We start from the raw sequence: 22,147 nt of genomic DNA on the forward strand, positions 1-22,147 counted from the left end.
TTGGTTACTTTCTTTGCAGCAGCAAAGAAAGTGACTGCCGCCCCGCACAGGGGCAGTGCTAATAGACCGACGCGAAAATAGGTTTCGTGAGTGCATGGCCCGATGCAGTTAGATGACAGCGTAAAGCAAGGAAGCACAAGCAGACCCGATGGACCGGTCGGCCGCGCAGCGGGCTGGAGCTATTTGGTGCTGAACCAGCGAGTGAAGTGGTGCGATGTGACAGACCGTGCGCGATCCAAGCCCGGAAAGGCCTATGAGGGCACTCGCTACTGCCGGACCACGAGATTGCTTCTGTGCCGCGGCCGGCATGAAGTGCTTAGGCTGGGGATAGCTGCTTTCTTTGGTTACTTTCTTTGCAGCAGCAAAGAAAGTGACTGCCGCCCCGCATAGGGGCAACGCCAATAGACCGACACGAATTCAGGATTTCACGAAAACGAGAACGACCGAACCACCAAACAGGACCCACGCCATGCCAAAACCCGTCCGCATAGGAATCAACCCGTTATCGTGGATGAACGACGATCTCCCTTCCCTCGGCGGGGAAACGCCGCTATCCACCGCCCTAACCGAAGGCAAACAAATCGGCTACGAAGGCTTCGAACTAGGCAACAAGTTCCCGCGCGAACCGCAAGCGCTGAAGACGCTCCTCGCGCAATACGATCTGGCGCTAGTCTCCGGCTGGTATTCAGGCCGGCTCGCAGAACGCAGCGTAGAAGAGGAGATCGAAGCCGCCTCCCCCCACCTCGACCTGCTGGCAAAGAACGGCGCCACAGTAATGGTCTACGGCGAAGTGGCCAACTCGATCCAGGGCGCGCCGCGCCCGCTCTACCAACGTCCGCGCTTCTTCTCCGAAGCCCAGTGGAACGAATACGCCAACCGCCTGAACCGCTTCGCAGAATTCACACTCTCACGCGGCGTGCGCGTGGCCTATCATCATCACATGGGCGCGTATGTCGAAACGCCCGCCGATGTCGACCGGCTGATGGCGCTCACCAACGATGCAGTCGGCCTGCTCTTCGATGCGGGCCACATCACGTTCGCAGGCGGCGATGCCCTGACCGTGCTGCAGAAGCACATCGCGCGCGTCTGCCACGTGCATTGCAAGGACGTGCGCCCGGAGATCGTGGAGCTCGCGCGCAATCGCAACTGGAGCTTTCTCGATGCGGTCATCAACGGCGCGTTCACCGTGCCGGGCGACGGCGCCGTCGATTATCCAGGCATCATCGCGTGTCTGGCGAAGCATGATTACGATGGCTGGCTCGTCGTGGAAGCGGAACAGGATCCGGTGATCGCGCCGAGCTACGCCTATGCCGACAAGGGCTATCGCACGCTGCGCGCGCTCGTCGACGCAACATTCAAGGAGGCGGCATGAGCCTGCTAGTGAAAGCATCGCGCGAAGGACAAACCATCGCGCGCGTGACACCCGATTCCGCGGGCTGGAAGCATGTGGGCTTCGCGGCGTATCGTCTGGATGCCGGCGATGTCGTGCATGTGTACGACGCCGATCGCGAAAGCTGCATCGTCGTGTTGACGGGCACGGTCAGCATCGAAGCAGGCGACGAGCACTGGCAATCCATCGGCACGCGCGACAGCGTGTTCGAGGACGCCGCGCCGTACGCAGTCTATGTGCCGCCGAAGCTCGCCGCGATCGTGCGTGCAGAACGCGATGCGGAAATCGGCGTCGCGAGCGCGCCCGCGAAAGGCGAGTTCCCGCCGCGTCTCATCGAGCCTTCGCAGATGAAGCGCTCGACGCGCGGCAAAAACGCGAATACGCGCTACGTATGCGACATTCTTCCGCAAACGGAAGCGGCGGAGTCGCTGCTCGTCGTCGAAGTGCGCACGCCGGGCGGCCATGCGTCGAGCTATCCGCCGCACAAGCACGATCAGGACAACGTGCCTATCGAGAGTTCGCTGGAAGAGACGTACTACCATCGGCTGAATCCGCCGCAAGGCTTTGCGTTTCAGCGCGTCTATACCGATGAGCGTGATCTCGACGAAACGATGGCCGTCGAAGATCACGATGTCGTGATGGTGCCGCGTGGGTATCATCCGGTCGTCGTGCCTTATGGCTACGACAACTACTATCTGAACGTGATGGCGGGCGACAAGCGCACGTGGCACTTCAAGAACGATCCGAAGCATGAATGGATCGTGGAGCGGGACAGCAAGACGCAGGGATGAGCGTAGCGGAACCCGTATGCCGCATGATGCGGCATACGTCGCTCATTCGTTCCAGGGATCGACGATGTGTATCCCGCAGTCGACGAAGTCCTTGACGTTGCGCGTCGCGAGCATTGCGCCGCGGGAACGCACGACTGCGGCGATCATCGCATCGAATTGGCTGATGGGTTTGCCAGCGCTTCTTCTCGATGTAGCGACTTCGGCATAGGCATCAGCGGCATCATTGTCGAAGCTCAGTACCCAACCGGAAAAGTCCTCACTGAAGATGATCCGGGTCGCATCCCAGAGACCCTGACGGCGGGAACCAATCGGCAATAGCCGAATTCCGTAAAAAATCTCCCGCGCGTGACCGTTGTGGTGAACAACGCCGAACTTGCCTGATTCGCGAGCCACATCAAGACGCGTTGCTCCGGCGCCGGACGCAGCAGTTCCGATAGAACGTTGGTATCGAGAACGATCATTCACTGAACCTCGACGGCTCGCGAATGGTTTCACGCTTCGGCAGTTCCAGTTCAACGCCTCCCAGCGGCTCGATGCGGCCACGGATCGAGTCGACCAGACTCTTGCCCTGCACGGGTTCCGTGGATAGTGCGGTGCGCAGAATGTCGCGCGCCTCTTCCTCCATCGAGCGGCCATGTCTGGCCGCCTGAATGCGCAGACGCGTCTCGAGTTGCTCGTCGATATCCTGAATTGTCATGGCTACCACGTTGACCTCCGTTGACGCGATGAATCAGATTTCACTTCAAACATATTAACTCGAAACGCCCGAGTCACCGACGGCAAGCCATTCCCGCATGACGTGCCCATGCTCCGCAACCGACGCGAATGGTCCATCGAACTGAATCGCGCCATGCCCCATCACCGCGACGCGCGCATCGAGCATGCGCGCGATCGTCAGGCGCTCTTCGATCAGCAGCATCGCGACGCCGCGTTCGCGCAGCGTCGCGAGACACGCGGCCACTTGCGTGAGCACTTGCGGCGCGAGCCCTTCGCCGGGTTCGTCGATGACGACGAGCGAAGGATCACCCGCCAGCGTGCGCGCGAGCGCGAGCATCTGCTGTTCGCCGCCCGATAGCGCCCCCGCCTTCACCGACGCGCGTTCTTCGAGCACCGGAAACAATCGATACGCATCGTCGAGCGTGAAACGCGTGCCCTTCCTTTCGCCGAGCACGAGATTTTCCCGCACCGTCAGCGCGGGAAACACGTCGCGCGTTTCGGGCACATAGCCGATGCCGAGCCGCGCGATGCGATGCGGCCGCAAGCCGACGATCCGAACATCGCGATAACGCATGTCGCCCGCGCATCGCACGAGCCCCATGATGGCCTTCGCGAGGGTCGAGCGCCCCGAGCCGTTGCGTCCGGCGAGCGCGACCGCCTCGCCTTCGTCGATGCACAGATTCACGCCGTGCAGCACCTGCGCCGCGCCGTACCACGCGCGTAAATCCTCGATACGCAATTGCGCGCTCATCATGCGACTCCGCCGAGATAAGCTTCCCGCACGTCGCGATTCGCGCGTATCTCGTCCGGCGTGCCGGTGGCGATCACGCGCCCCTGCACGAGCACCGAAATGCGATCCGCGAGACCGAACACCGCATCCATGTCGTGCTCGATCACGAGCAGCGTGCGCCCTTCTGTCGTCGCGCGAATCAGGGCGAGCGCGCGCGTCGCCTCCGCGCGATTCATGCCGGCGGTGGGCTCGTCGAGCAGGATGAGCGGCGCATCGGTCGCGAGCGCGATGCCGAGATCGAGCGCGCGTTGCTCCGCGTACGTGAGCCGCGCGGCGAGTTCGCCGGCGCGTGCGGCGAGGCCGATGGCATCGAGCATCGCGTGGGCGCGGGCATCGACGCTACGCGAAGGCAGCCATCGATCGATGAAGCGCGACGACGCCGCGGCGAGCGCCGCGCAACGCATGTTGTCGAGCACGGACAATCCGCCGAACACGCTCGTCGTCTGGAAGCTGCGCGCAAGCGTGCGGGCGACGCGCGGCGGCGGCTTGCCCGTGATGTCGGTTCCGTTCGCGACGATGCGCCCCTCGTCCGGCCGCGCGCGTCCCGAGATCAGATCGAAGAGCGTGGACTTGCCCGCGCCGTTCGGTCCGATGAGCGCGTGCCGTTCGCCCCTCGCGACATGCAAATCGACGCCTTGCAACACGCGCGTCGCGCCGAAGCCTTTGGCGATGCGGTGCAGTTCGAGCGCCGCGTTCATCGCGCAGACCTCGTGCGGCGTGCGAGCCACAGACCGAGCGCCGCGCATGGCAACGCGACGAGCCACGCGCCGCCGTGCATCGTGCGCGCGTAGAGCGTCTCCACGATCAGGACGACCGCAATGCCCCATGCGATCGCGCTCAGCATGCCGAGACACAGGAACCGCAAGTCGCGCCTGAACAGGCCAGCGATGCCCAGAGGCGCGGCGACCACGACCCACACGAAGAAGAGCCCGAGATACATCGGCCATGCGGCGCTCACGCTCGCCACCGCGACGCTGAAGAACGTGAGCAGCACCGCACCGATGACCGGCCCGAAGAACGTGCCCGCGCCGCCGATGACCGTCACGACGAGCACACCCGTCGAGCGCGCGAGGCCGACGCTTTCCGCCGACACCAGCTCGACGTTGAGCAAGGCCAGCACGCCCGCGATGCCCGCGAAGAACGCCGACACGACGAGCATCGTGAAGCGCACGCGCGCGGGCGCGAAGCCGATCGCGGCGGCACGCGCGGGGTTGTCGCGCACGGCGTTGGCGAGACGGCACATCGGCGTGCGCGAGAACGCGAACATCGAAGCAGCCGATACGACGCACCAGCACGCGATCAACGCATACGCCTCGCGCAACGGACCGAAGCTCCACCCGAAGAGCGATGGCCCGCCCGCGCGATCGATCGTCACGCCGCCCTCGCCGCCGAACCAGCCCGGCACGAGCCACACGCACGCGGCGACGAGCTCGCCGATGCCGAGCGTGATCATCGCGAACGACGTGCTCGCACGCTGCGTCGAGATTGCGCCGAAGACGACCGCGACGATCATCGCCGCGAATCCGCCGATCACCGGCAGGAGCGGCAACGGTATGCCGAAGCGATTGAACATGTGCGCGGCGGCAAATGCGCCGAGTCCCGAATACACGGCATGCCCGAACGAAAGCAGCCCCGTCTCGCCGAGCAGCAGGTTGTACGAGAGCGCGAAAACGATGAGCGTCGCGGTCTGCGCGAGATAGGCGAGCAGCCAGGATTGATCGAAGACGAGCGGCGGCAAAGCCAGCGCAACGATGAGCGCAACCATGCGCGCGCCGAATTTAAGCATCGCGCGTGCGCTCGCCGAAGAGTCCGCGCGGGCGTGCGGCCAGCATTGCGACGAGCAGCAGATACGGCAGCACGGGCGCGAGCTGCGCGACGGTGAGCGCGCCCCACGCGGGCGGCAGCGTCACGCCGAGCCATGCGGCGATGCTTCCCGCCGACGCGCTCGCGCCCACCGCGAAGGTCTGCACGCAGCCGATCAAAAGCGACGCGACGAGCGCGCCGGACAGCGATCCGAGCCCGCCGATCACGACGACGACGAACACGATCGGCCCCATGGCATCGGCCATCGCGGGTTCGATGACGGCGAGCGGCGCGCCGATCACGCCGCCGAGCGCGGCGAGCGCGGTGCCCACGGCGAAGACCATCGTGAACACGCGCGGCACGTCATGGCCGAGCGTTTCGACGGTATCGGGATGCGTGAGGGCCGCGCGCACGACGAGGCCCGTCTTCGATGTGCGCAAGACGAGCCAGAGCACGCCGAGCATGACGACGGAAACGGTCATCATGAACACGCGATAGCGCGCGAACGCGGCGCCGTACAGCATGAAGAGCGGCCCGTCGAGCGTGGCAGGAATCGCGGCGGGCAACGGCCCCAGGCCCCAGACGAGCTTCACGCCCTCGCCTATGAGGATGGCCGCGCCGAAGGTGAGCAGCATTTCCGCGAGCGCGCCGCGCGCATGCACGCGTCTCAACAGGCATCGTTCGAACAACGCGCCCGCCATGCCGACGACCACCGGCGCGACGATCAGCGCAAACCAGAATCCGCCGTAAGCGGCGAGCGCGTGGCCGACATACGCGCCGAGCATGTAGAAACTCGCGTGCGCGAAGTTGAGCACGCCGAGCATCGAGAAAATCAGCGTCAGGCCCGCCGACAGCATGAAGAGCAGCAAGCCCACGCTCACGCCGTTGAGCAGACTCACGCTGAACCACTGAAGCAAGACGCCGCCCTCAGCCGGTGATGAGCGGCTTCAGCGCATCGACGAGCGGCGCGGGAAGCGGCACCGGTCTGCGCGTCACGCGATCCACGTACACATGCACGAAATGGCCTTGCGCAGCGGCGACATCGGCGCCTTGCGTGAAGATCGCCACTTCGTAGCGCACGCTCGTGTTGCCGAGCTTCTCGACGCGCAAGCCCGCTTCGATCGGCTCGGGAAACACGATGGACGCGAAGAAATTGCAGCGCGTCTCGACGACGAGGCCGATGGTCTCGCCCTCGCTGAAATCGAGCACGCCCGCGCGCAGCAGGTACTCGTTCACGACGGTGTCGAAGTAGCTGTAATAGACGACGTTGTTGATATGCCCGTAGACGTCGTTATCGGACCAGCGCGTGCTGATCGCGAGAAAGTGCGGATAGTCCGCGCGCGTGGTCGGAACCGGCTTGCTCATCGCTCAAAGTGACTCCGTCAGCATGCGCCGATAATCGTCAGCGCTCGCCTCGCGCGGATTCGTCTTGTGGCAGTGATCCGCGAGCGCGCCCGCAACGACCTTGTCGAACATGCTTTCGTCGACGCCCATCTGCGACAGACGCGTCGGCAGGCCGAGGCGCGCGGTCATGTCGTGCACGGCCTGCGCGAGGTCGGCGTTCTCCGCGAGATTCATCACGCGGCGCATGCGCGCGAAACGCCGTTCCGCGACGACCGTCGGCGCGCTTTCGTTGAAGCGCAGCACGGCGGGCAATACGACCGCGTTGAGCGTGCCGTGATGCAGCGACGTGCGCCCGTTCACCGCGAGTCCGCCCAACGGATGCGACAGCGAATGCACGCAGCCGAGCCCTTTCTGGAACGCCATCGCGCCCTGCATCGATGCCGACATCATGTTGAGACGCGCGTCGCGGTCCTGGCCGTCGTGCGTCGCGCGCTCGATATTGGCCCACGCGCGTTCGAGTCCGTCGAGCGCGATGCCGTCGGCGGGCGGGTTGAACGCCGGCGCGAGAAACGTTTCGATGCAGTGCGCGATCGCGTCCATGCCGGTCGCGGCGGTGAGCACCGGAGGCAGTCCGACCGTCAGCGACGGATCGCAGACCGCCGATTTCGGCAGCAGATGCCACGAATGAAAGCCGAGCTTGCGCCCGTCGTTCAGGATGATGATCGCGCCGCGTGCAACCTCGCTGCCCGTACCCGACGTGGTCGGCACGGCGATCAGCGGCGCTGAACGATCGGTGATTCTGTTGCTGCCGCCTTCGATCGTGGCGAAGGACGTCAAGGGTTCGTCGTGCGTCGCGGCGATCGCGACGCCCTTCGCCAGATCGATCGACGAGCCGCCGCCCACCGCGATCAATCCATCGCAGCCTTCGCGCTTGTACTGCGCGGCGGCTTGCATGACCATCGCTTCGGTCGGATTGGATGGCGTGTCGTCGAACACCGGCAGCGCGCCGAGCTTCGCGCTCTCGATCACGCGATCGGCGAGGCCCGCCGCAGCGACGCCTTTATCGGTGATGACGAGCGGACGCTTCATCCCGATGCGCGCGCATTCGCCTTGCAGCATCGCGAGCGCATCGTAGCCGAGATGGATGTGGGTCAGATAGAAGATGAAGGCCATGGCTCGGGAACCGGTGGAGGATGTGCGGGCATGTTGGAGCGGCGTGACGCGCGTGTCAATCGGGGCTTGGATCGACTCAGCGCGACGCGGCCAGCGCGCGCACGTCATCGACGAAGCGCTCGACGGTCTCCCGCTGCGTGTCCCACGCGCACATCAGACGGCAGCCGCCCGAGCCGATGAACTGATAGAAGCGCCAGCCCTTCGCGCGCAGCGCCGAAGCGACCTGCGCCGGCAGCTCGGCGAACACCGCGTTCGATTCGGGCTTGAAAAGCATGCTCACGCCGGGGATATCGACGAGGCGCTCGGCCATCAGTTGCGCCATCGCGTTCGCGTGGCGCGCGTTGCGCAGCCACACATCGTTGTCGAGCAGGCCGAGCCACGGCGCGGAGATGAAGCGCATCTTCGACGCGAGCTGTCCCGCCTGCTTCAGGCGATACGCGAAATCGGCGGCGAGCGCCTTGTCGAAGAACACGACCGCCTCGCCCACCGGCAAGCCGTTTTTCGTGCCGCCGAAGCACAGCACGTCGACGCCCGCGCGCCACGTGATTTCCGAAGGATGCACGTTCAGCGTCGCGACCGCATTCGCGAAACGCGCGCCGTCCATATGCACCTTCAGATGCCGGCGCTTCGCGATGGCCGCGATCGCGCGGATCTCCTCGACGGTGTACACGGTGCCGACTTCCGTCGCCTGCGTGAGCGCGACGACCTTCGGCTTCGGATAGTGGATGTCCGCGCGCTTCGTGACGAGCTCCTCGATCGCATCGGGCGTGAGCTTGCCGTTCTCGCCCTTCGCGGTGAGGAGCTTCGAGCCGCCGGAGAAGAACTCGGGGCCGCCGCATTCGTCGGTTTCGATATGCGCGAGCTCGTGGCAGATCACCGAGTGATACGACTGACACAGCGACGCGAGCGCGAGCGAATTCGCCGCCGTGCCGTTGAACACGAAGAAGACTTCGCAGTCGGTCTGGAAGAGATCGCGGATGCGGTCGCAGACCTGGGCGGTCCACGAATCGTCGCCGTAGGCGGGCTCGTGGCCGCTCGTGTTGGCCTGAATCAGCGCTTGCAGCGCTTCGGGGCAGATGCCCGCGTAGTTGTCGGAGGCGAAATGCTGGGTCGGGTCCGTGGGCGCTGTCATGGGGTCGCTGTGATGGCCAGTTGGAACGCAGCGCGCGCGTGCGGATAGCACGCGCGCGCCGGCAATCCGGCCATTCTAGCGGTTCGTCGAAAGTCGCTACTTGGTGTTCGGCGCGCTCGCGGCGTTGGCCTGCTGCGCCTCCTGCGCCTTCTTCTCTTTCTTGCTGGCCTCGTGATGCCCGATCGCGCAGCCACCGACCGCGCCCGCCGTGCCGTGTCCGCCCGCGACGTGCCCCGCCACGCCGCCGACGGCCGCGCCCTTCAGACAGCCTTCCGCCTGCGCTGCGCCCGTTGCGACGAGCATCGCCGAAGCCAGAATGACCGATGCGAGTGTGCGATTCATATGTCGTCTCCCTTGTGTCGATTGAACCTCACGGGAAGACGCACGCGCCATGCCTGACAGCGTGTAAAGAAAAACGGCCCGATCTTCGTCAGACCGAGCCGTTGATACGGGAACGCGAGAAGCGCTTAAAGCTGCTGCTGCACCCAGTTCGTGACACCCGCGAGCGCGGCCGGCAGATTCGCCGGTTCCGTGCCGCCCGCCTGCGCCATGTCCGGACGGCCGCCGCCCTTGCCGCCGACCTGCTGCGCGACGAAGTTGACGAGCTCGCCCGCCTTCACCTTCTTCGACGCATCCGGCGTCACGCCCGCGATCAGGCTGACCTTGCCGCCATCGACCGATGCCAGCACGATGGCCGCGCTCTTCAGCTTGTCCTTCAGCTTGTCGACGGTTTCGCGCAGCGTCTTCACGTCCGCACCTTCGAGCTGCGCGGCGAGCACCTGCACGCCCGATACATCGACGGCCTGCGACACGAGTTCATCGCCCTGGCTCGCAGCAAGCTTCGACTTCAACGCGCCGAGTTCCTTCTCCAGCGACTTCACGTGCTCCTGGACCTGTGCGATACGCTGCGTGAGTTCCGCAGGCTGCGCCTTCAGCACGCCCGCCGCCGCGTTGATGCGCTCGTCGAGCTCCTGCACGTAGCGCACGGCGTTGTCGCCGGTGATCGCCTCGACGCGGCGAATGCCCGCCGCGACGCCGCCTTCCATCACGATCTTGAAGAAGCCGATGTCGCCCGTGCGCTGCACGTGCGTGCCGCCACAGAGCTCGCGCGAGAAGCCGAGATCGAGCACGCGCACGGTGTCGCCGTACTTCTCGCCGAAGAGCGCCATTGCGCCGCCCTTCACGGCTTCGTCGTAAGGCATCACGCGCACGACGCCCGGCGCGTTCGCGATGATCTCGTTGTTCACGATCTGCTCGACGCGGCGGATTTCGTCGTCCGTCATCGGCGCGTTGTGCGCGAAGTCGAAGCGGGTTTTATCGGCATCGACGAGCGAGCCCTTCTGCTGCACGTGGCCGCCGAGCACTTCGCGCAGCGCCTTGTGCATCAGGTGCGTGGCCGAGTGATTGCGCGCGGTGCGGCCGCGGCGCACGCCGTCGATTTCCGCCTTCACGACGTCGCCGACCTTGAGCGTGCCCTGCTCGACCGTGCCGTGATGACCGACGACATCGGCCTGCACCTTCAGCGTATCCGCGACGGCGAAGCGCACGTTCGCGTTCGCGAGCACGCCCTGATCGCCGACCTGGCCGCCGCTTTCCGCGTAGAACGGCGTGTGATCGAGCACGACGACCGCCTGCTGGCCGCTCTTCGCTTCGTTCACCGATGCGCCTTCGACATACAACGCGAGAATCTTCGCGTCGTCGAAGATTTCCTTCTCGTAGCCGTGGAACGTGGACTTCGCGCCCGAATAGTCGAGGCCCGCCGCAATCTTGAACTTGCCCGCCGCGCGCGCCTGATCGCGCTGACGCGCCATGGCATCGTCGAACGCGGGTTCGTCGACGGTCACGCCGCGCTCGCGGCACACGTCCGCCGTGAGGTCGAGCGGGAAGCCGTAGGTATCGTGCAACTTGAACGCGAGTTCGCCGTCCAGTTGCTTCACGCCCTTCTTTTCCAGATCGGCCAGTTCGCCTTCCAGAATGGACATGCCGTGTTCGATGGTCTCGAAGAAGCGCTCTTCTTCCTGACGGAGAACATCGGTGACGCGCTGTTGCGCATCCGCGAGTTCCGGATAGGCCGCGCCCATTTCCGCGACGAGATCCGCCACCAGCTTGTGGAAGAACGCGCCCTTCTTGCCGAGCTTGTAGCCGTGACGGATCGCGCGGCGCACGATACGGCGCAGCACGTAGCCGCGGCCTTCGTTGCCGGGAATCACGCCGTCGACGATCAGGAACGAGCATGCGCGGATATGGTCCGCGATGACCTTCAGCGAGTTGTTTTCCAGATCCGGCGTGTTCGTTTCACGCGCCGCGGCCTTGATGAGGTTCTGGAACAGATCGATTTCGTAGTTGCTGTGCACGTGCTGCAGCACGGCGGCGAGACGCTCGAGGCCCATGCCCGTGTCGACGCACTGCTTGGGCAGCGGCGTCATGTTGCCCTGCGCGTCGCGGTTGAACTGCATGAACACGAGATTCCAGATCTCGATGAAGCGGTCGCCGTCTTCTTCAGGCGATCCCGGCGGGCCGCCCCAGATTTCCGGGCCGTGGTCGTAGAACACTTCCGAGCACGGGCCGCAGGGGCCGGTGTCGGCCATCTGCCAGAAGTTGTCCGATGCGTAGCGCGCGCCCTTGTTGTCGCCGATGCGGATGATGCGCTCGACCGGCACGCCGATTTCCTTCGCCCAGATATCGAAGGCTTCGTCGTCTTCCTTGTAGACCGTGACCGTGAGCTTTTCCGCCGGCAGGCTATAGACCTTCGTCAGCAGTTCCCAGCAGTAATGGATCGCGTCGCGCTTGAAGTAATCGCCGAACGAGAAGTTGCCGAGCATCTCGAAGAACGTGTGATGCCGCGCCGTGTAACCGACGTTCTCGAGGTCGTTGTGCTTGCCGCCCGCGCGCACGCTGCGCTGCGCGGTGGTCGCGCGCGAGTACGGTCGCGATTCGCTGCCCAGGAACACGTCCTTGAACTGGACCATGCCCGAGTTGGTGAAGAGCAGCGTCGGGTCGTTGCCGGGCACGAGGCTCGACGAACGCACGATCGTGTGGCCCTTCGATTCGAAAAACTTCAGGAATTTCTCGCGTATTTCGGCGGCTTTCATAGCGTACGGGGCGTGTCTTCGGTTCTTTGAGGTGCCCGCGGGCGGCTTTTGGCGAGCGCTGCCGGCGGAACAAGGGTGATTGTCGATTATACGGGATTCGCCGCGCCTGGCCGGGCGCGCGGCGTGTCGGTCGGGCCGTCCGGTATCGCGCGCACAGCGGTTCTGTGCGACAGTCGCAATCCGGAGACACAACCTGAGCGAGCGACAGATCGAATGGGAGCCTTGAGCCATATCCGCGTGCTGGACCTGACCCGCGTGCTGGCGGGACCGTGGTGCGCGCAGACGCTCGCCGATTTCGGCGCGGACGTCATCAAGATCGAGCGGCCCGAAACCGGCGACGACACGCGCCACTGGGGCCCGCCCTACCTCAAAACGCCCGCCGGCGAGGACACGCACGAAGCCGCGTACTATCTCGCGGCGAACCGCAACAAACGTTCGGTGACGGTGGATATCGCCACGCCGGAAGGCCAGCAGATCGTGCGCGAGCTGGCCGCGCAAAGCGACGTCGTCCTGGAGAATTACAAGGCCGGACAACTCAAGAAGTACGGGCTCGACTATGAGTCGCTGAAGGCGGTGAAGCCGGACATCGTCTATTGCTCGGTCACCGGATTCGGGCAGACAGGGCCGTATGCGTCGCGCGCGGGCTACGACTTCATCGTGCAGGGTATCGGCGGGTTCATGAGCATCACCGGCGAGCGCGACGGCCAGCCGGGCGGCGGCCCGCAAAAGGCGGGCGTGGCGATCGCCGACCTGATGACCGGCATGTACGCGACCATCGGCGTGCTCACCGCGCTCGCGCATCGCGACCGCACGGGCGAAGGGCAATACATCGACATGGCGCTGCTCGACGTGCAGGTCGCGATGCTCGCCAACATGAACACCAACTTTCTCGCGAGCGGCAAGCCGCCGGTGCGCTGGGGCAACGCGCATCCGAACATCGTGCCGTATCAGACCTTCCAGACGAGCGATGGCTGGATCATCGTCGCGGTGGGCAACGACGGGCAGTTCCGCAAGTTCGTCGAAGTCGGCGGGCGGGCGGAACTGGCGGACGATGCGCGTTTCGCGGCCAATCCCTCGCGCGTGCGCAATCGCGATGTGCTCGTGCCGATTCTCGCGGACATGGTGCGTCTGAAGGGCAAGCACGCGTGGATCGCGGAGCTCGAGGCCGCGGGCGTGCCGTGCGGGCCGATCAACGATCTCGGCGAAGTGTTCGAGGACCCGCAGGTGCTCGCGCGCAGGATGCAGATCGAACTGCCGCATCCGACGGCGGGCAGCGTGAAGCTCGTCGCGAGCCCGATCAAGATGAGCGCGACGCCGCCCGAGGCGCGCACGCATCCGCCGCTCCTGGGCGAGCACACGTCGAGCGTGCTCGCCGATGTGCTCGGCTACGACGAGGCGAAGATCGCGCGGCTGCGGGAAGCGAAGGCGATCTGAAGCGTTATCGGACGCCCGCGCCGATCAGCCCGCCCGCCGCCGCGCCCGCGACGGTGCCGATGGGCCCGCCCGTGACCAGATAGCCGAGCGCGCCGCCCGCGGCCGCGCCGACTCCGGCGTGCGCCTGCTGGCGCGATACGTTCGCGCAGGCCGCGAGGCTGGAGACGAGCGCGGCTGCGGCGGCGAACTTGAGCGTCGTGAGAGCGATCTTCTTCATGATGGGCTTCCTTGTTTTTTCGTTGTGATGTGTCGTGCTTTTTGCGCATCTCCGCACCTTGGAACAGGCGCGATCGATGCAGGCGAGCCGATCTTAAGAGCCCGCGCACAGCCCTTTCAACGCGATTTACGTCCCGTTACGGCGGTTACGAAGCGCATCGCGACCCGTAAACCATGTAACGGAACCGCGAACGGCACGTCTGTGTGCGTCGCGCGACGAAACGGCCGTCACGCGCTTTCGAAAGCCCTCGCAGCCTGCTCCGGACAGTTGCGTAAGGTAGAATCGACCCAATATTCAAGGCATTCGTACGCGTTGCCTGTCCCAAGGAACGCTTCCCGAACCGATCACGCGCGCGAGCGCATCCGCTGGCACCTTTTCCGCATGAACACCGATCGCAACGACGCTCCGGCGCCATCCAATTTCATTCGCAACATCATCGAAGACGACAACCGCTCCGGCAAATGGTCGCAGCGGGTCGAGACGCGCTTCCCGCCCGAGCCGAACGGCTATCTGCACATCGGCCATGCGAAGAGCATCTGCGTGAACTTCGGCCTCGCCGAGGCTTACGGCGGCGTGTGCCATCTGCGCTTCGACGATACGAATCCCGAGAAGGAAAGCGTCGAGTACGTCGATTCGATCATCGACGCCGTGAAATGGCTCGGCTTCGACTGGAACAAGGACGGCGCCGAGCACAAGTATTTCGCGAGCGACTACTACGACAAGCTGTACGAGTTCGCCGAGATGCTCATCCAGAAGGGCCAGGCGTATGTCGACAGCCAGACCGCCGAAGAGATGCGCGCGACGCGCGGCTCGGCCATCGAAGCCGGCATCAACTCGCCGTATCGCGACCGCTCGCCCGAAGAGAACCTCGACCTCTTCCGCCGCATGAAGGCGGGCGAGTTCAAGGAAGGCGAGCACGTGCTGCGCGCGAAGATCGACATGGCGTCGCCGAACTTCAACATGCGCGATCCGGTGATCTACCGCATCCGCTTCGCGCATCACTACCGCACCGGCGACAAGTGGTGCATCTACCCGATGTACGACTACGCGCACTGCGTGTCGGACGCGATCGAAAACATCACGCATTCGCTCTGCACGCTGGAGTTCGAGGATCACCGGCCGCTCTACGACTGGTTCCTCGCGCAGCTCGCGAACGACGGCGTGTTTCAACGTCCGCTGCCGCAGCAAATCGAGTTTTCGCGCCTGAATCTCACGTATGCGATCACGAGCAAGCGCAAGCTGCTGCAGCTCGTGCAGGACGCGCACGTCGAGGGCTGGGACGATCCGCGCATGCCGACCATCGTCGGCGTGCGCCGGCGCGGCTTCACGCCGGAAAGCATTCGTTTGATGGTCGAGCGCGTCGGCGTGACGAAGGTCGATTCGTGGATCGACATGAGCATCCTCGAAGGCGCATTGCGCGACGATCTCGACGAGAAAGCGCCGCGCGCAATCGCAGTGCTCGATCCGCTGAAGCTCATCATCGACAACTATCCGGAAGGACAGAGCGAGGAATGCAGCGCGCCGGTGCATCCGCATCACGCGGATCGCGGCGTGCGCACGTTCCCGTTCTCGCGTGAGTTGTGGATCGAGCGCGAGGACTTCCAGGAAACGCCGCCGAAGGGCTATTTCCGGCTCTTCCCGGGCAACAAGGTGCGCCTCAAGTACGGCTTCGTCGTGGAATGCACGGGCGCGGACAAGGACGAGAACGGCAACGTGATCGCCGTCCGCTGCAACTACTTCCCGGACAGCAAGTCGGGCACCGAAGGCGCGAACAACTACAAGGTGAAGGGCACGATTCACTGGGTCAGCGCGGCGACCGCCTACGCTGCCGAAGTGCGCATCTACGACCGTCTCTTCAAGGAGCCGCAACCGGGCGCGGGCGGCGCGGAGTTTCTGGATGCGCTGAATCCGGATTCGAAGCGCGTCGTGAACGCATATCTCGAGCCGAGCGCGCGCGAGGCGAACGCTGAAGACCGCTTCCAGTTCGAGCGCCACGGCTATTTCGTCGCGGACCGCGTCGATTCGCAGCCGGGCAAGCCCGTGTTCAACCGCATCGTCAGCCTGCGCGACAGCTGGGGCAAGCCCGCCTGACAGCAACGTGACGAAAGCGCCGCGCGGCCACGCGGCGCTTCGCTGCATCGGCATCAAGTCGCACGCCGCTTCTAACGAGGACATCATGAAGCCGCCGCAGTCCTTCGCGCACCGATCACGGGCGCAACGAAATGCCGCCCTCGCCGCTTCGCTCACGCTTGCGCTCGCATTCCCATCCGCCGGCGCGCACGCCGCCACCGCCACTGCCTCCGAAATCGCCGCGGCGCAGGCCGCCGTCGATCAGATGCCGCCCTCCGCGACGTTGCGCAAGATCGCCGAGAACGGCGCGATCGTGCTCGGCACGCGCGAATCGTCGGTGCCGTTCTCGTACACGGTGAAGCAGCAGCCGGTCGGCTATTCCTACGACATCGCGCTGAAAGTCGTCGACGAGATCAAGAAGCGCCTCAAGATGCCGAATCTCGCGGTGAAAAACGTGCAGGTCACGTCGGCGAACCGCATCTCGTATGTCGTGAACAATCAGGTCGATCTCGAATGCGGCTCGACCGCGCACGTGGCCGAGCGCGATCCGCTCGTCGCATTCTCGAACAGCTTCTTTCAGTACGGCATTCGCATGGCCGTGAAGAAGAAGTCGGGCATTCGCGATTACAACGACCTCGCGAACAAGACCGTCGCGACCACGGCGGGCACGTCGGACGAGCGGATGCTGAGGCAGATGAGCATCGACAGGAAGCTGAATCTGCGCATCATCAGCGCGCGCGATCACGCCGAAGGGTTCGCGGCGCTCAGGTCGGATCGCGCGGTCGCGTTCGTGATGGACGACCCGCTGCTCTACGGCAAGATCGCGCAGGAAGGCGCGGCGCGCAACGAGTACATGGTGACGGGCGCATCGCTTGCGAACGAGACCTACGGCTGCATGATGAGAAAGGGCGACCCGGTATTCAAGCGCATCGTCGACGATGTGATCGCGAACATGCAGCGCTCGGGCGAAGCGACGAAGCTCTACGACACCTGGTTCATGCGGCCCATTCCGCCGGACGGCATCAACCTGCAGTTCCCGATGTCGCCGGAAATGAAGGCGCTCTTCGCCAATCCCAACGACCGCACGGCCGAGTAGTCAAAGCGTGTCGTGCAGATCGGCGAGCGACAGCGTCGTCTGAAAGAGCCGCGCGAGGCTGCGGCTCGCGAATTGATCGACTTCCGCCGGGCTGACCCAGCGATAGGCATCCATCTCGGGGATCATCGTGCCGTCGCTGTAGCGCGGGAAATACGATTCGCACACGCAGTTTTCGAGCTGCACTTCCGCCTCGCTCACGCGCACCGCGAAGAGATGCAGATCCTTGTCGCGGCGATAGACGAAGCGCCCGAGATCCTTCAGTCGCGCGGCGGGCAACACGATGCCCGTCTCCTCGACGAGCTCGCGCAAGGCCGCCTCGCGCGGGCTCTCGCCGGGATCGGCGGCGCCCTTGGGCACGTCCCAGTGCGTGGTTTCGGTCGCGTGGCAGAGCAGCACGTCGCCTCGTGCGTTCAGGATGACCACGCCGCACGATACGGTGCGGCCGGTCATCGAGTGCGTTCCCCGTTCATCACTGCTTCTTGAGCTTCCACTTGCCGTCGCCCGCCTTGCACGCGACCGGCGTCCAGGTCTGCGTCTGCCCTTTCGCATTCGCGACGAGCGTGATCTTGCGGCACTTCACTCCGTTCTCTTCGAAGCTGTTCTCCGGCGTCACCGTGCCGTTGATCGGCACCGTGTTGCCCGCGCCCTTGTTGTCCCAGTCGAGCGATTCGCCGTCCTGCTTCGTATTGAGCGCTATTTGCGCGGCGTCGTTGAGCGCCTGCAGGTCGCGCTGCTTCATGTAGGTGATCGGCGTGTTGTTCAGAAAGCCGAGATTGGCGGCGGATGCAGCCCCGCTCACGGTGACGAGCGCAGCAGCCGCGATCGTCCGGACAGAGGCGTGAGCGAGCGCTCGATCTCGAATCGGCATGAAGATTCTCCTCGTTGCGTTGTTGCGGCATCCGGCAGCGTCGCGGCTTGCGCGCGCCGCCGCCCGGCGTTTCAGGTGCAACGAGAATAGCATGATGCGCGGGCCTCGCCGCCCGCGCCGGCTCAGTTTGCGGCGGACTTCATATCGTCGATGCCCGTGCCTTTTTGCGCGTCCTTGTCCTTCGCGGGATCGTAGCCGTCCGTGAGCGTGCCGAGAAACGCGACGACATCCTTGATCTCGGCCTCGTCGAGCGCGGGCTTGTCGCCCTTCTTGCGATCGAACGGCGGTTCCGTGTTGAGGTTCGACCAGTAGCGCTTCGGCAGATCGTCGAACTTGTCGACGACGCCTTTCTTCGACACCGGATAGAACTTCTCAGGGTTCGTATCGCGCTCGACATAGAAGCGCACCACGTCTTCCAGGTTGTGATAGATGCCGTTGTGGAAGAAGGTCTTGCGCGTCGCGACATTGCGCAGCGACGGCGTGCGGAAGATGCCGCAATACTCGTCCTGGCCCTTCAGATCGGTGCGCTCCGGACCGCACGCGCCCAGATCGTGGAAGCGCGGGTTCTTGTTGATCGGCAGCGCGCGGTTGCGCGGCACGCCGAGCGCGATCAGGCCGAAGTCGCTGAACTGCGGCGGCGAGCCGTCCTTCGCGCGCTGGCTGATATGGCACGACGCGCAGTTGCCCTTGTTCTCGTCGTTGAAGAGACGCAGACCGTGCATCTCGGCGTCGTTGAGCTTCGCGCGGCCGGCGAGGAACGCATCGAACTTGCTCGTGTACGGGTAGAACTTCGCGGGTGTCTGCTCGAAGGCTTCGAGCGATGCCAGCACGGAGGCGAACGCCTTGTCGTCGCTATCGAAGACATCGGCGCCGAACGCCTTGCGGAAATCGTCCGCGTACGGCGATGCCTTCACGGCGGCCGCGACCTTCGCGGGCGTGCTGCCCATCTCAAACGACGACAACAGCGGAATGCGCGCCTGGTCCGAGCCGTGATCGACGCGGCCGTCCCATGTGAGGCCGCCGGTCGGGCCGGCATCGACGCTTTCGTCGCCCTCGTCGTCGGAATCGTGGAAGTGGCGCGTGAACGCGGGCACCGATTGCAGATACTTCAGCGATGGCACCGCCCGGAAGCCCGGCCGATGCATGTCGTTACCGCCGAATTGCACCGACAGCGCATTGGGCGGCCCGAACGCATGGCTCGGGCTATGACACGACGCGCAGGCGAGCTTGCCCGAGCCGGACAGCGACGGATCGAAGAAGAGCTTCTCGCCGAGCGACGTCATCTGCTTCACATGCGCGAAGACTTCGGCGCGCGATTGCGCCTGAGGCGCCGCGTTCGCTGCAACGCTGGCTGGCGTCTGCGTCTGCCCGCTCGTGCTCGTGCTGGTGCTCGCCGCATGGGAATCGCAGCCGCTCATCGCGGCGGATAACGCGGTGAGCGCGAGAGTGCAGAGAACGAACGGCAGACGCATCGAAGACATGGACATGGGGCATCGGAATAAAAGATGCCGAAGCGTATGTCGTGCGTATGTCTTTCATATGACAAGCGTCGAGCCGCTCGCGACGCGGGCCCTGCACGAAAATTATTAAGCGAACATTACGTAACCGAAAGCCTTATTACACGGCTGCGTCAATTTGCGTTGCGACACTGCGCACGCCGGCGGGCAAAGGCTTTTCGACGACGAAGCCCCGTCATGCGCCGGTCCCCAACACAAGAGAGAATCCTCAATGAACAAGAAACTCGTTTGCGCGGTGCCGCTCGCGGCCACTGCCGCATTCGGCCTCTATGCATGCGGCGGCAACGACCACACCGACAACGACATTTCCTCGGTGAAGAACGTCGTCGTGATCTACGCGGAGAACCGCAGCTTCGATAACCTGTACGGGCACTTCCCCGGCGCGAACGGCCTGCAGAACGTGACGGCGGCGAGCGCGCAGCAGCTCGACCGCGATGGCAGCGTGCTGCCGACGCTGCCGAAGATCTGGGGCGGCCTGACGGCGACGGGCGTGACGCCCGCGATCTCCGAGGCGATGACCGCGAACCTGCCGAACACGCCCTTCGCGATCGACGATCCCAAGGGCTTCAACACGCAGTTGAACGTCACGACGCGCGACCTGTATCACCGCTTCTACGAGAACCAGATGCAGATCGACGGCGGCAAGAACGACAAGTTCGCCGCATGGGCCGACTCGGGCGGTCTCGTCATGGGCCACTACGACACGCCGCCGGACAAGCTGCCGCTCTACAAGATCGCGCAGCAGTACACGCTCGCGGACAACTTCTTCATGGGCGCGTTCGGCGGCTCGTTCCTGAACCACCAGTGGCTCGTCTGCGCCTGCACGCCGGTCTATCCGAACGCGGACAAGAGCGTGGCAGCCGGCTCGATCTCGGCGGTGAATCCGGACGGCGTCTCGCTCAAGCTCGCGAAGGCCGCGGGATCGGCGCTCACCGGCAACACGCAGGGTCTCTTCGTGAACTCGGGCAATCTGACGCCCGACTTCTACGCGGTCAACACGATGCAGCCGCCGTATCAGCCGAGCGGCAACAAGCCGGCCACGGGCGGCGATCCGAATCTCGCGGACCCGAGCCAGGCCACGACGCTGCCGCCGCAGACGCAGCAGCATATCGGCGACCTGCTGAACAATGCGGGCGTGAGCTGGGCATGGTACGGCGGCTCGTGGGGCGCGGCGCTCGCGGACCGTTCGGTCATCAACGGCGCGGTCAACGTGGTGCCGGACTTCCAGACGCACCATCAGCCGTTCAACTACTTCGCCGATCTCGCGCCGGGCACGGCCAATCGCGCGCAGCACCTGCTCGACGGCGGCACGAACGGCTCGGAGTTCATCAAGGCGATCGACGCGGGCACGCTGCCGCAAGTCGCGTTCTACAAGCCGCAGGGCAACCTGAACGAACACGCCGGCTACACGGACGTCGCTTCGGGCGACCAGCACATCGCCGATCTGATCTCCCATCTGCAGAAGAGCCCGCAGTGGAAGAACATGGTCGTCGTCGTGACGTACGACGAAAACGGCGGCTTCTGGGATCACGTCGCGCCGCCGAAGGGCGACCGCTGGGGTCCGGGCACGCGCATTCCGGCGCTCATCGTCTCGCCGTATGCGAAGAAGGGCTTCGTCGATCACACGCAGTACGACACGACGTCGATCCTGCGCTTCATCACGAAGCGCTTCAACCTGCCGACGCTGCCGGGCATCGCCGCGCGCGATGCCGCGCTGGTGTCGAACGGCGCGCAGAAGATGGGCGATCTGAGCAACGCGCTCGACTTCTCGCAGTAAGCACGTTCGCCGCGTTGCAATGAAACGGGCCGCGGCTGTCACGCCGCGGCCCGTTGTCTTTTCCGCCGACGATCACGCGCCCGCGAACACCGTCGCCAGATCGTTCGTGCGCGCCCCGCTCGCCTGCGCGAGCACGCGCGCTTCGAGTTCGTCGATATGTGTGCGCATCGCGGTGAGCGCGACAGCGAGATCGCCGTCCTCCAGGGCATCGACGAGACGCCCGTGCTCGTCCGATGCGCAGTTCGACAGCTTGGTCGGATCGAACAGCGCCTTGTAGAGCTCGGTCTTCGCGACGAGCGTCGCCAGAAACGCCTGCACGTCCGGCGCGCCCGCCAGTTCCGCGAGCAACAGATGGAAGTGCCCCGCGAGGCGCACGCATTCCTCCACGCTGCCCGCCTTCACCGCGCGCTGCTCGGCCTTGACGTGGGCGCGCAATGCGCGCTTCGCCTGCGTCGTCAGCGTGCCGCACAGCGCCGCGACGATGCCCGCCTCGACCACCTGCCGCGCGCGATAGACCTCGCGGATATCGGCGGGCGTCGGCGACGGCACGAACGCGCCGCGATTCGCCTCCAGCGTGAGCTTCCCTTCGGCGCCGAGACGCGCCAGCACCTTGCGGATCGTGCCGCGCGTGCAGTCGAACGCGGCGGCGAGTTCGCGCTCGACGAGCTGCGCGCCGGGTGCGAGCTTGCCGAGCAGCAGCGCGGACGTGATCGCCGCGTAGACGCGCTCGTCGGGCGACGTTTCGCTCGCCGCTTCGTTGGATGATGTGTCCTTGCGTGATGCCATGATGCCTGTCGTGCATGCGTTGAACCGCAATTGTAGCCAGTGCGACCCTGCGCGCGCGAATCCGGGTTATTACGTTCGCGGCGGTTTTGGTTGACCAAACATTGCTAGAATGGTCAACCAAAGTTGTGTGACCACGGGAGGAAATGATCG

General features: G+C 64.9%; 22 protein-coding genes. 6 read left to right on the forward strand and 16 right to left on the reverse strand.

Annotation, left to right across the window (positions count from 1 at the left end; genetic code table 11):
- Positions 1 to 469: 469 nt before the first annotated feature.
- Both iolE and iolB read left to right on the forward strand, forming a co-directional pair.
- Positions 470 to 1,372 (forward strand): myo-inosose-2 dehydratase, encoded by a 903-nt coding sequence (gene iolE, locus AWB78_RS34350; protein WP_062611081.1) that lies wholly within the window; start codon positions 470 to 472, stop codon positions 1,370 to 1,372.
- Entirely contained in the window at positions 1,369 to 2,181 is an 813-nt protein-coding gene (iolB, locus tag AWB78_RS34355) for a 5-deoxy-glucuronate isomerase (protein ID WP_062611082.1), read from the forward strand. Before iolE ends, iolB begins: the two co-directional genes overlap by 4 nt.
- Positions 2,182 to 2,223: 42 nt before the next feature.
- Here the strand turns inward: iolB and AWB78_RS34360 are convergent, their stop codons facing one another.
- From AWB78_RS34360 to alaS, 11 genes are all read right to left on the reverse strand, one after another.
- On the reverse strand, positions 2,224 to 2,646 hold the full coding sequence (locus AWB78_RS34360; protein WP_232477994.1) for a PIN domain-containing protein: 423 nt from the start codon (positions 2,644 to 2,646) through the stop codon (positions 2,224 to 2,226).
- On the reverse strand, positions 2,639 to 2,887 hold the full coding sequence (locus AWB78_RS34365) for a FitA-like ribbon-helix-helix domain-containing protein (RefSeq protein WP_074173600.1): 249 nt from the start codon (positions 2,885 to 2,887) through the stop codon (positions 2,639 to 2,641). The genes AWB78_RS34360 and AWB78_RS34365 overlap by 8 nt, the downstream gene beginning before the upstream one ends.
- Positions 2,888 to 2,932: 45 nt before the next feature.
- Positions 2,933 to 3,649 carry an ABC transporter ATP-binding protein gene (locus AWB78_RS34370; protein ID WP_062611109.1) on the reverse strand — a complete coding sequence of 239 codons (717 nt, stop codon included), beginning with the start codon at positions 3,647 to 3,649 and terminating at the stop codon, positions 2,933 to 2,935.
- Positions 3,649 to 4,386: an ABC transporter ATP-binding protein gene (locus AWB78_RS34375; protein ID WP_062611084.1), complete on the reverse strand. Its 738-nt coding sequence runs from the start codon at positions 4,384 to 4,386 to the stop codon at positions 3,649 to 3,651. Before AWB78_RS34375 ends, AWB78_RS34370 begins: the two co-directional genes overlap by 1 nt.
- Positions 4,383 to 5,453: a branched-chain amino acid ABC transporter permease gene (locus AWB78_RS34380; protein ID WP_232477995.1), complete on the reverse strand. Its 1,071-nt coding sequence runs from the start codon at positions 5,451 to 5,453 to the stop codon at positions 4,383 to 4,385. Before AWB78_RS34380 ends, AWB78_RS34375 begins: the two co-directional genes overlap by 4 nt.
- A gap of 13 nt (positions 5,454 to 5,466) precedes the next feature.
- Entirely contained in the window at positions 5,467 to 6,348 is an 882-nt protein-coding gene (locus AWB78_RS34385) for a branched-chain amino acid ABC transporter permease (RefSeq protein ID WP_062611110.1), read from the reverse strand.
- 70 nt (positions 6,349 to 6,418) lie between these two features.
- The gene (locus tag AWB78_RS34390) at positions 6,419 to 6,856 is read right to left on the reverse strand and encodes an acyl-CoA thioesterase (RefSeq protein ID WP_062611086.1); all 438 of its coding nucleotides are present in this window, start codon (positions 6,854 to 6,856) and stop codon (positions 6,419 to 6,421) included.
- Between the two features lie 3 nt (positions 6,857 to 6,859).
- Positions 6,860 to 8,008 (reverse strand): 4-hydroxybutyrate dehydrogenase, encoded by a 1,149-nt coding sequence (gene gbd / locus AWB78_RS34395; protein ID WP_062611087.1) that lies wholly within the window; start codon positions 8,006 to 8,008, stop codon positions 6,860 to 6,862.
- A gap of 76 nt (positions 8,009 to 8,084) precedes the next feature.
- Positions 8,085 to 9,140: a threonine aldolase family protein gene (locus AWB78_RS34400; protein ID WP_062611088.1), complete on the reverse strand. Its 1,056-nt coding sequence runs from the start codon at positions 9,138 to 9,140 to the stop codon at positions 8,085 to 8,087.
- 96 nt (positions 9,141 to 9,236) lie between these two features.
- Entirely contained in the window at positions 9,237 to 9,482 is a 246-nt protein-coding gene (locus AWB78_RS34405; RefSeq protein ID WP_062611089.1) for a hypothetical protein, read from the reverse strand.
- A 125-nt stretch (positions 9,483 to 9,607) separates the two neighbouring features.
- Positions 9,608 to 12,232: an alanine--tRNA ligase gene (alaS, locus tag AWB78_RS34410; protein WP_062611090.1), complete on the reverse strand. Its 2,625-nt coding sequence runs from the start codon at positions 12,230 to 12,232 to the stop codon at positions 9,608 to 9,610.
- A 213-nt stretch (positions 12,233 to 12,445) separates the two neighbouring features.
- Here alaS and AWB78_RS34415 point away from each other — a divergent pair, with 213 nt between their 5' ends.
- Positions 12,446 to 13,666: a CaiB/BaiF CoA transferase family protein gene (locus AWB78_RS34415; protein ID WP_062611091.1), complete on the forward strand. Its 1,221-nt coding sequence runs from the start codon at positions 12,446 to 12,448 to the stop codon at positions 13,664 to 13,666.
- Positions 13,667 to 13,670: 4 nt separating this feature from the next.
- Here the strand turns inward: AWB78_RS34415 and AWB78_RS34420 are convergent, their stop codons facing one another.
- Positions 13,671 to 13,883: a hypothetical protein gene (locus tag AWB78_RS34420; protein ID WP_008341996.1), complete on the reverse strand. Its 213-nt coding sequence runs from the start codon at positions 13,881 to 13,883 to the stop codon at positions 13,671 to 13,673.
- A 381-nt stretch (positions 13,884 to 14,264) separates the two neighbouring features.
- On the opposite strand from AWB78_RS34420, the gene AWB78_RS34425 reads away from it, so the two are divergent.
- Together AWB78_RS34425 and AWB78_RS34430 are read left to right on the forward strand one after the other, a co-directional pair.
- Positions 14,265 to 15,974 carry a glutamine--tRNA ligase/YqeY domain fusion protein gene (locus AWB78_RS34425; RefSeq protein WP_062611092.1) on the forward strand — a complete coding sequence of 570 codons (1,710 nt, stop codon included), beginning with the start codon at positions 14,265 to 14,267 and terminating at the stop codon, positions 15,972 to 15,974.
- A gap of 85 nt (positions 15,975 to 16,059) precedes the next feature.
- On the forward strand, positions 16,060 to 17,049 hold the full coding sequence (locus tag AWB78_RS34430; RefSeq protein WP_074173603.1) for a transporter substrate-binding domain-containing protein: 990 nt from the start codon (positions 16,060 to 16,062) through the stop codon (positions 17,047 to 17,049).
- Here the strand turns inward: AWB78_RS34430 and AWB78_RS34435 are convergent, their stop codons facing one another.
- The 3 genes from AWB78_RS34435 to AWB78_RS34445 all read right to left on the reverse strand — a co-directional run bounded on the left by AWB78_RS34435 (position 17,050) and on the right by AWB78_RS34445 (position 19,398).
- Positions 17,050 to 17,499 carry an NUDIX hydrolase gene (locus tag AWB78_RS34435; protein WP_062611093.1) on the reverse strand — a complete coding sequence of 150 codons (450 nt, stop codon included), beginning with the start codon at positions 17,497 to 17,499 and terminating at the stop codon, positions 17,050 to 17,052.
- Between the two features lie 19 nt (positions 17,500 to 17,518).
- Positions 17,519 to 17,917, reverse strand: a complete 399-nt coding sequence (locus tag AWB78_RS34440; RefSeq protein WP_062611094.1) for an RT0821/Lpp0805 family surface protein — start codon at positions 17,915 to 17,917, stop codon at positions 17,519 to 17,521.
- Positions 17,918 to 18,039: 122 nt separating this feature from the next.
- The gene (locus AWB78_RS34445) at positions 18,040 to 19,398 is read right to left on the reverse strand and encodes a cytochrome-c peroxidase (RefSeq protein ID WP_062611112.1); all 1,359 of its coding nucleotides are present in this window, start codon (positions 19,396 to 19,398) and stop codon (positions 18,040 to 18,042) included.
- Positions 19,399 to 19,645: 247 nt separating this feature from the next.
- Here AWB78_RS34445 and AWB78_RS34450 point away from each other — a divergent pair, with 247 nt between their 5' ends.
- A complete protein-coding gene (locus AWB78_RS34450; RefSeq protein WP_062611095.1) occupies positions 19,646 to 21,211 on the forward strand; it encodes an acid phosphatase in 1,566 nt (521 codons plus the stop codon).
- A gap of 72 nt (positions 21,212 to 21,283) precedes the next feature.
- On the opposite strand, the gene AWB78_RS34455 is transcribed toward AWB78_RS34450, so the two are convergent.
- A complete protein-coding gene (locus tag AWB78_RS34455) occupies positions 21,284 to 21,997 on the reverse strand; it encodes a GntR family transcriptional regulator (protein ID WP_062611096.1) in 714 nt (237 codons plus the stop codon).
- Between the last annotated feature and the right edge of the window lie 150 nt (positions 21,998 to 22,147).

It is taken from the genome of Caballeronia calidae (assembly GCF_900044055.2).
GTDB classification, from domain to species: Bacteria; Pseudomonadota; Gammaproteobacteria; order Burkholderiales; family Burkholderiaceae; genus Caballeronia; species Caballeronia calidae.

Excerpts from the sequence above, each read along its gene's own strand:
- iolE (WP_062611081.1), top strand. The coding sequence starts at position 470 with ATGCCAAAACCCGTCCGCATAGGAATCAACCCGTTATCGTGGATGAAC.
- iolB (WP_062611082.1), top strand. The coding sequence starts at position 1,369 with ATGAGCCTGCTAGTGAAAGCATCGCGCGAAGGACAAACCATCGCGCGC.
- AWB78_RS34370 (WP_062611109.1), bottom strand. The coding sequence starts at position 3,649 with ATGAGCGCGCAATTGCGTATCGAGGATTTACGCGCGTGGTACGGCGCG.
- AWB78_RS34375 (WP_062611084.1), bottom strand. The coding sequence starts at position 4,386 with ATGAACGCGGCGCTCGAACTGCACCGCATCGCCAAAGGCTTCGGCGCG.
- AWB78_RS34380 (WP_232477995.1), bottom strand. The coding sequence starts at position 5,453 with ATGGTTGCGCTCATCGTTGCGCTGGCTTTGCCGCCGCTCGTCTTCGAT.
- AWB78_RS34385 (WP_062611110.1), bottom strand. The coding sequence starts at position 6,348 with ATGCTGTCGGCGGGCCTGACGCTGATTTTCTCGATGCTCGGCGTGCTC.
- AWB78_RS34390 (WP_062611086.1), bottom strand. The coding sequence starts at position 6,856 with ATGAGCAAGCCGGTTCCGACCACGCGCGCGGACTATCCGCACTTTCTC.
- gbd (WP_062611087.1), bottom strand. The coding sequence starts at position 8,008 with ATGGCCTTCATCTTCTATCTGACCCACATCCATCTCGGCTACGATGCG.
- AWB78_RS34400 (WP_062611088.1), bottom strand. The coding sequence starts at position 9,140 with ATGACAGCGCCCACGGACCCGACCCAGCATTTCGCCTCCGACAACTAC.
- AWB78_RS34405 (WP_062611089.1), bottom strand. The coding sequence starts at position 9,482 with ATGAATCGCACACTCGCATCGGTCATTCTGGCTTCGGCGATGCTCGTC.
- alaS (WP_062611090.1), bottom strand. The coding sequence starts at position 12,232 with ATGAAAGCCGCCGAAATACGCGAGAAATTCCTGAAGTTTTTCGAATCG.
- AWB78_RS34415 (WP_062611091.1), top strand. The coding sequence starts at position 12,446 with ATGGGAGCCTTGAGCCATATCCGCGTGCTGGACCTGACCCGCGTGCTG.
- AWB78_RS34420 (WP_008341996.1), bottom strand. The coding sequence starts at position 13,883 with ATGAAGAAGATCGCTCTCACGACGCTCAAGTTCGCCGCCGCAGCCGCG.
- AWB78_RS34425 (WP_062611092.1), top strand. The coding sequence starts at position 14,265 with ATGAACACCGATCGCAACGACGCTCCGGCGCCATCCAATTTCATTCGC.
- AWB78_RS34430 (WP_074173603.1), top strand. The coding sequence starts at position 16,060 with ATGAAGCCGCCGCAGTCCTTCGCGCACCGATCACGGGCGCAACGAAAT.
- AWB78_RS34435 (WP_062611093.1), bottom strand. The coding sequence starts at position 17,499 with ATGACCGGCCGCACCGTATCGTGCGGCGTGGTCATCCTGAACGCACGA.
- AWB78_RS34440 (WP_062611094.1), bottom strand. The coding sequence starts at position 17,917 with ATGCCGATTCGAGATCGAGCGCTCGCTCACGCCTCTGTCCGGACGATC.
- AWB78_RS34445 (WP_062611112.1), bottom strand. The coding sequence starts at position 19,398 with ATGTCTTCGATGCGTCTGCCGTTCGTTCTCTGCACTCTCGCGCTCACC.
- AWB78_RS34450 (WP_062611095.1), top strand. The coding sequence starts at position 19,646 with ATGAACAAGAAACTCGTTTGCGCGGTGCCGCTCGCGGCCACTGCCGCA.
- AWB78_RS34455 (WP_062611096.1), bottom strand. The coding sequence starts at position 21,997 with ATGGCATCACGCAAGGACACATCATCCAACGAAGCGGCGAGCGAAACG.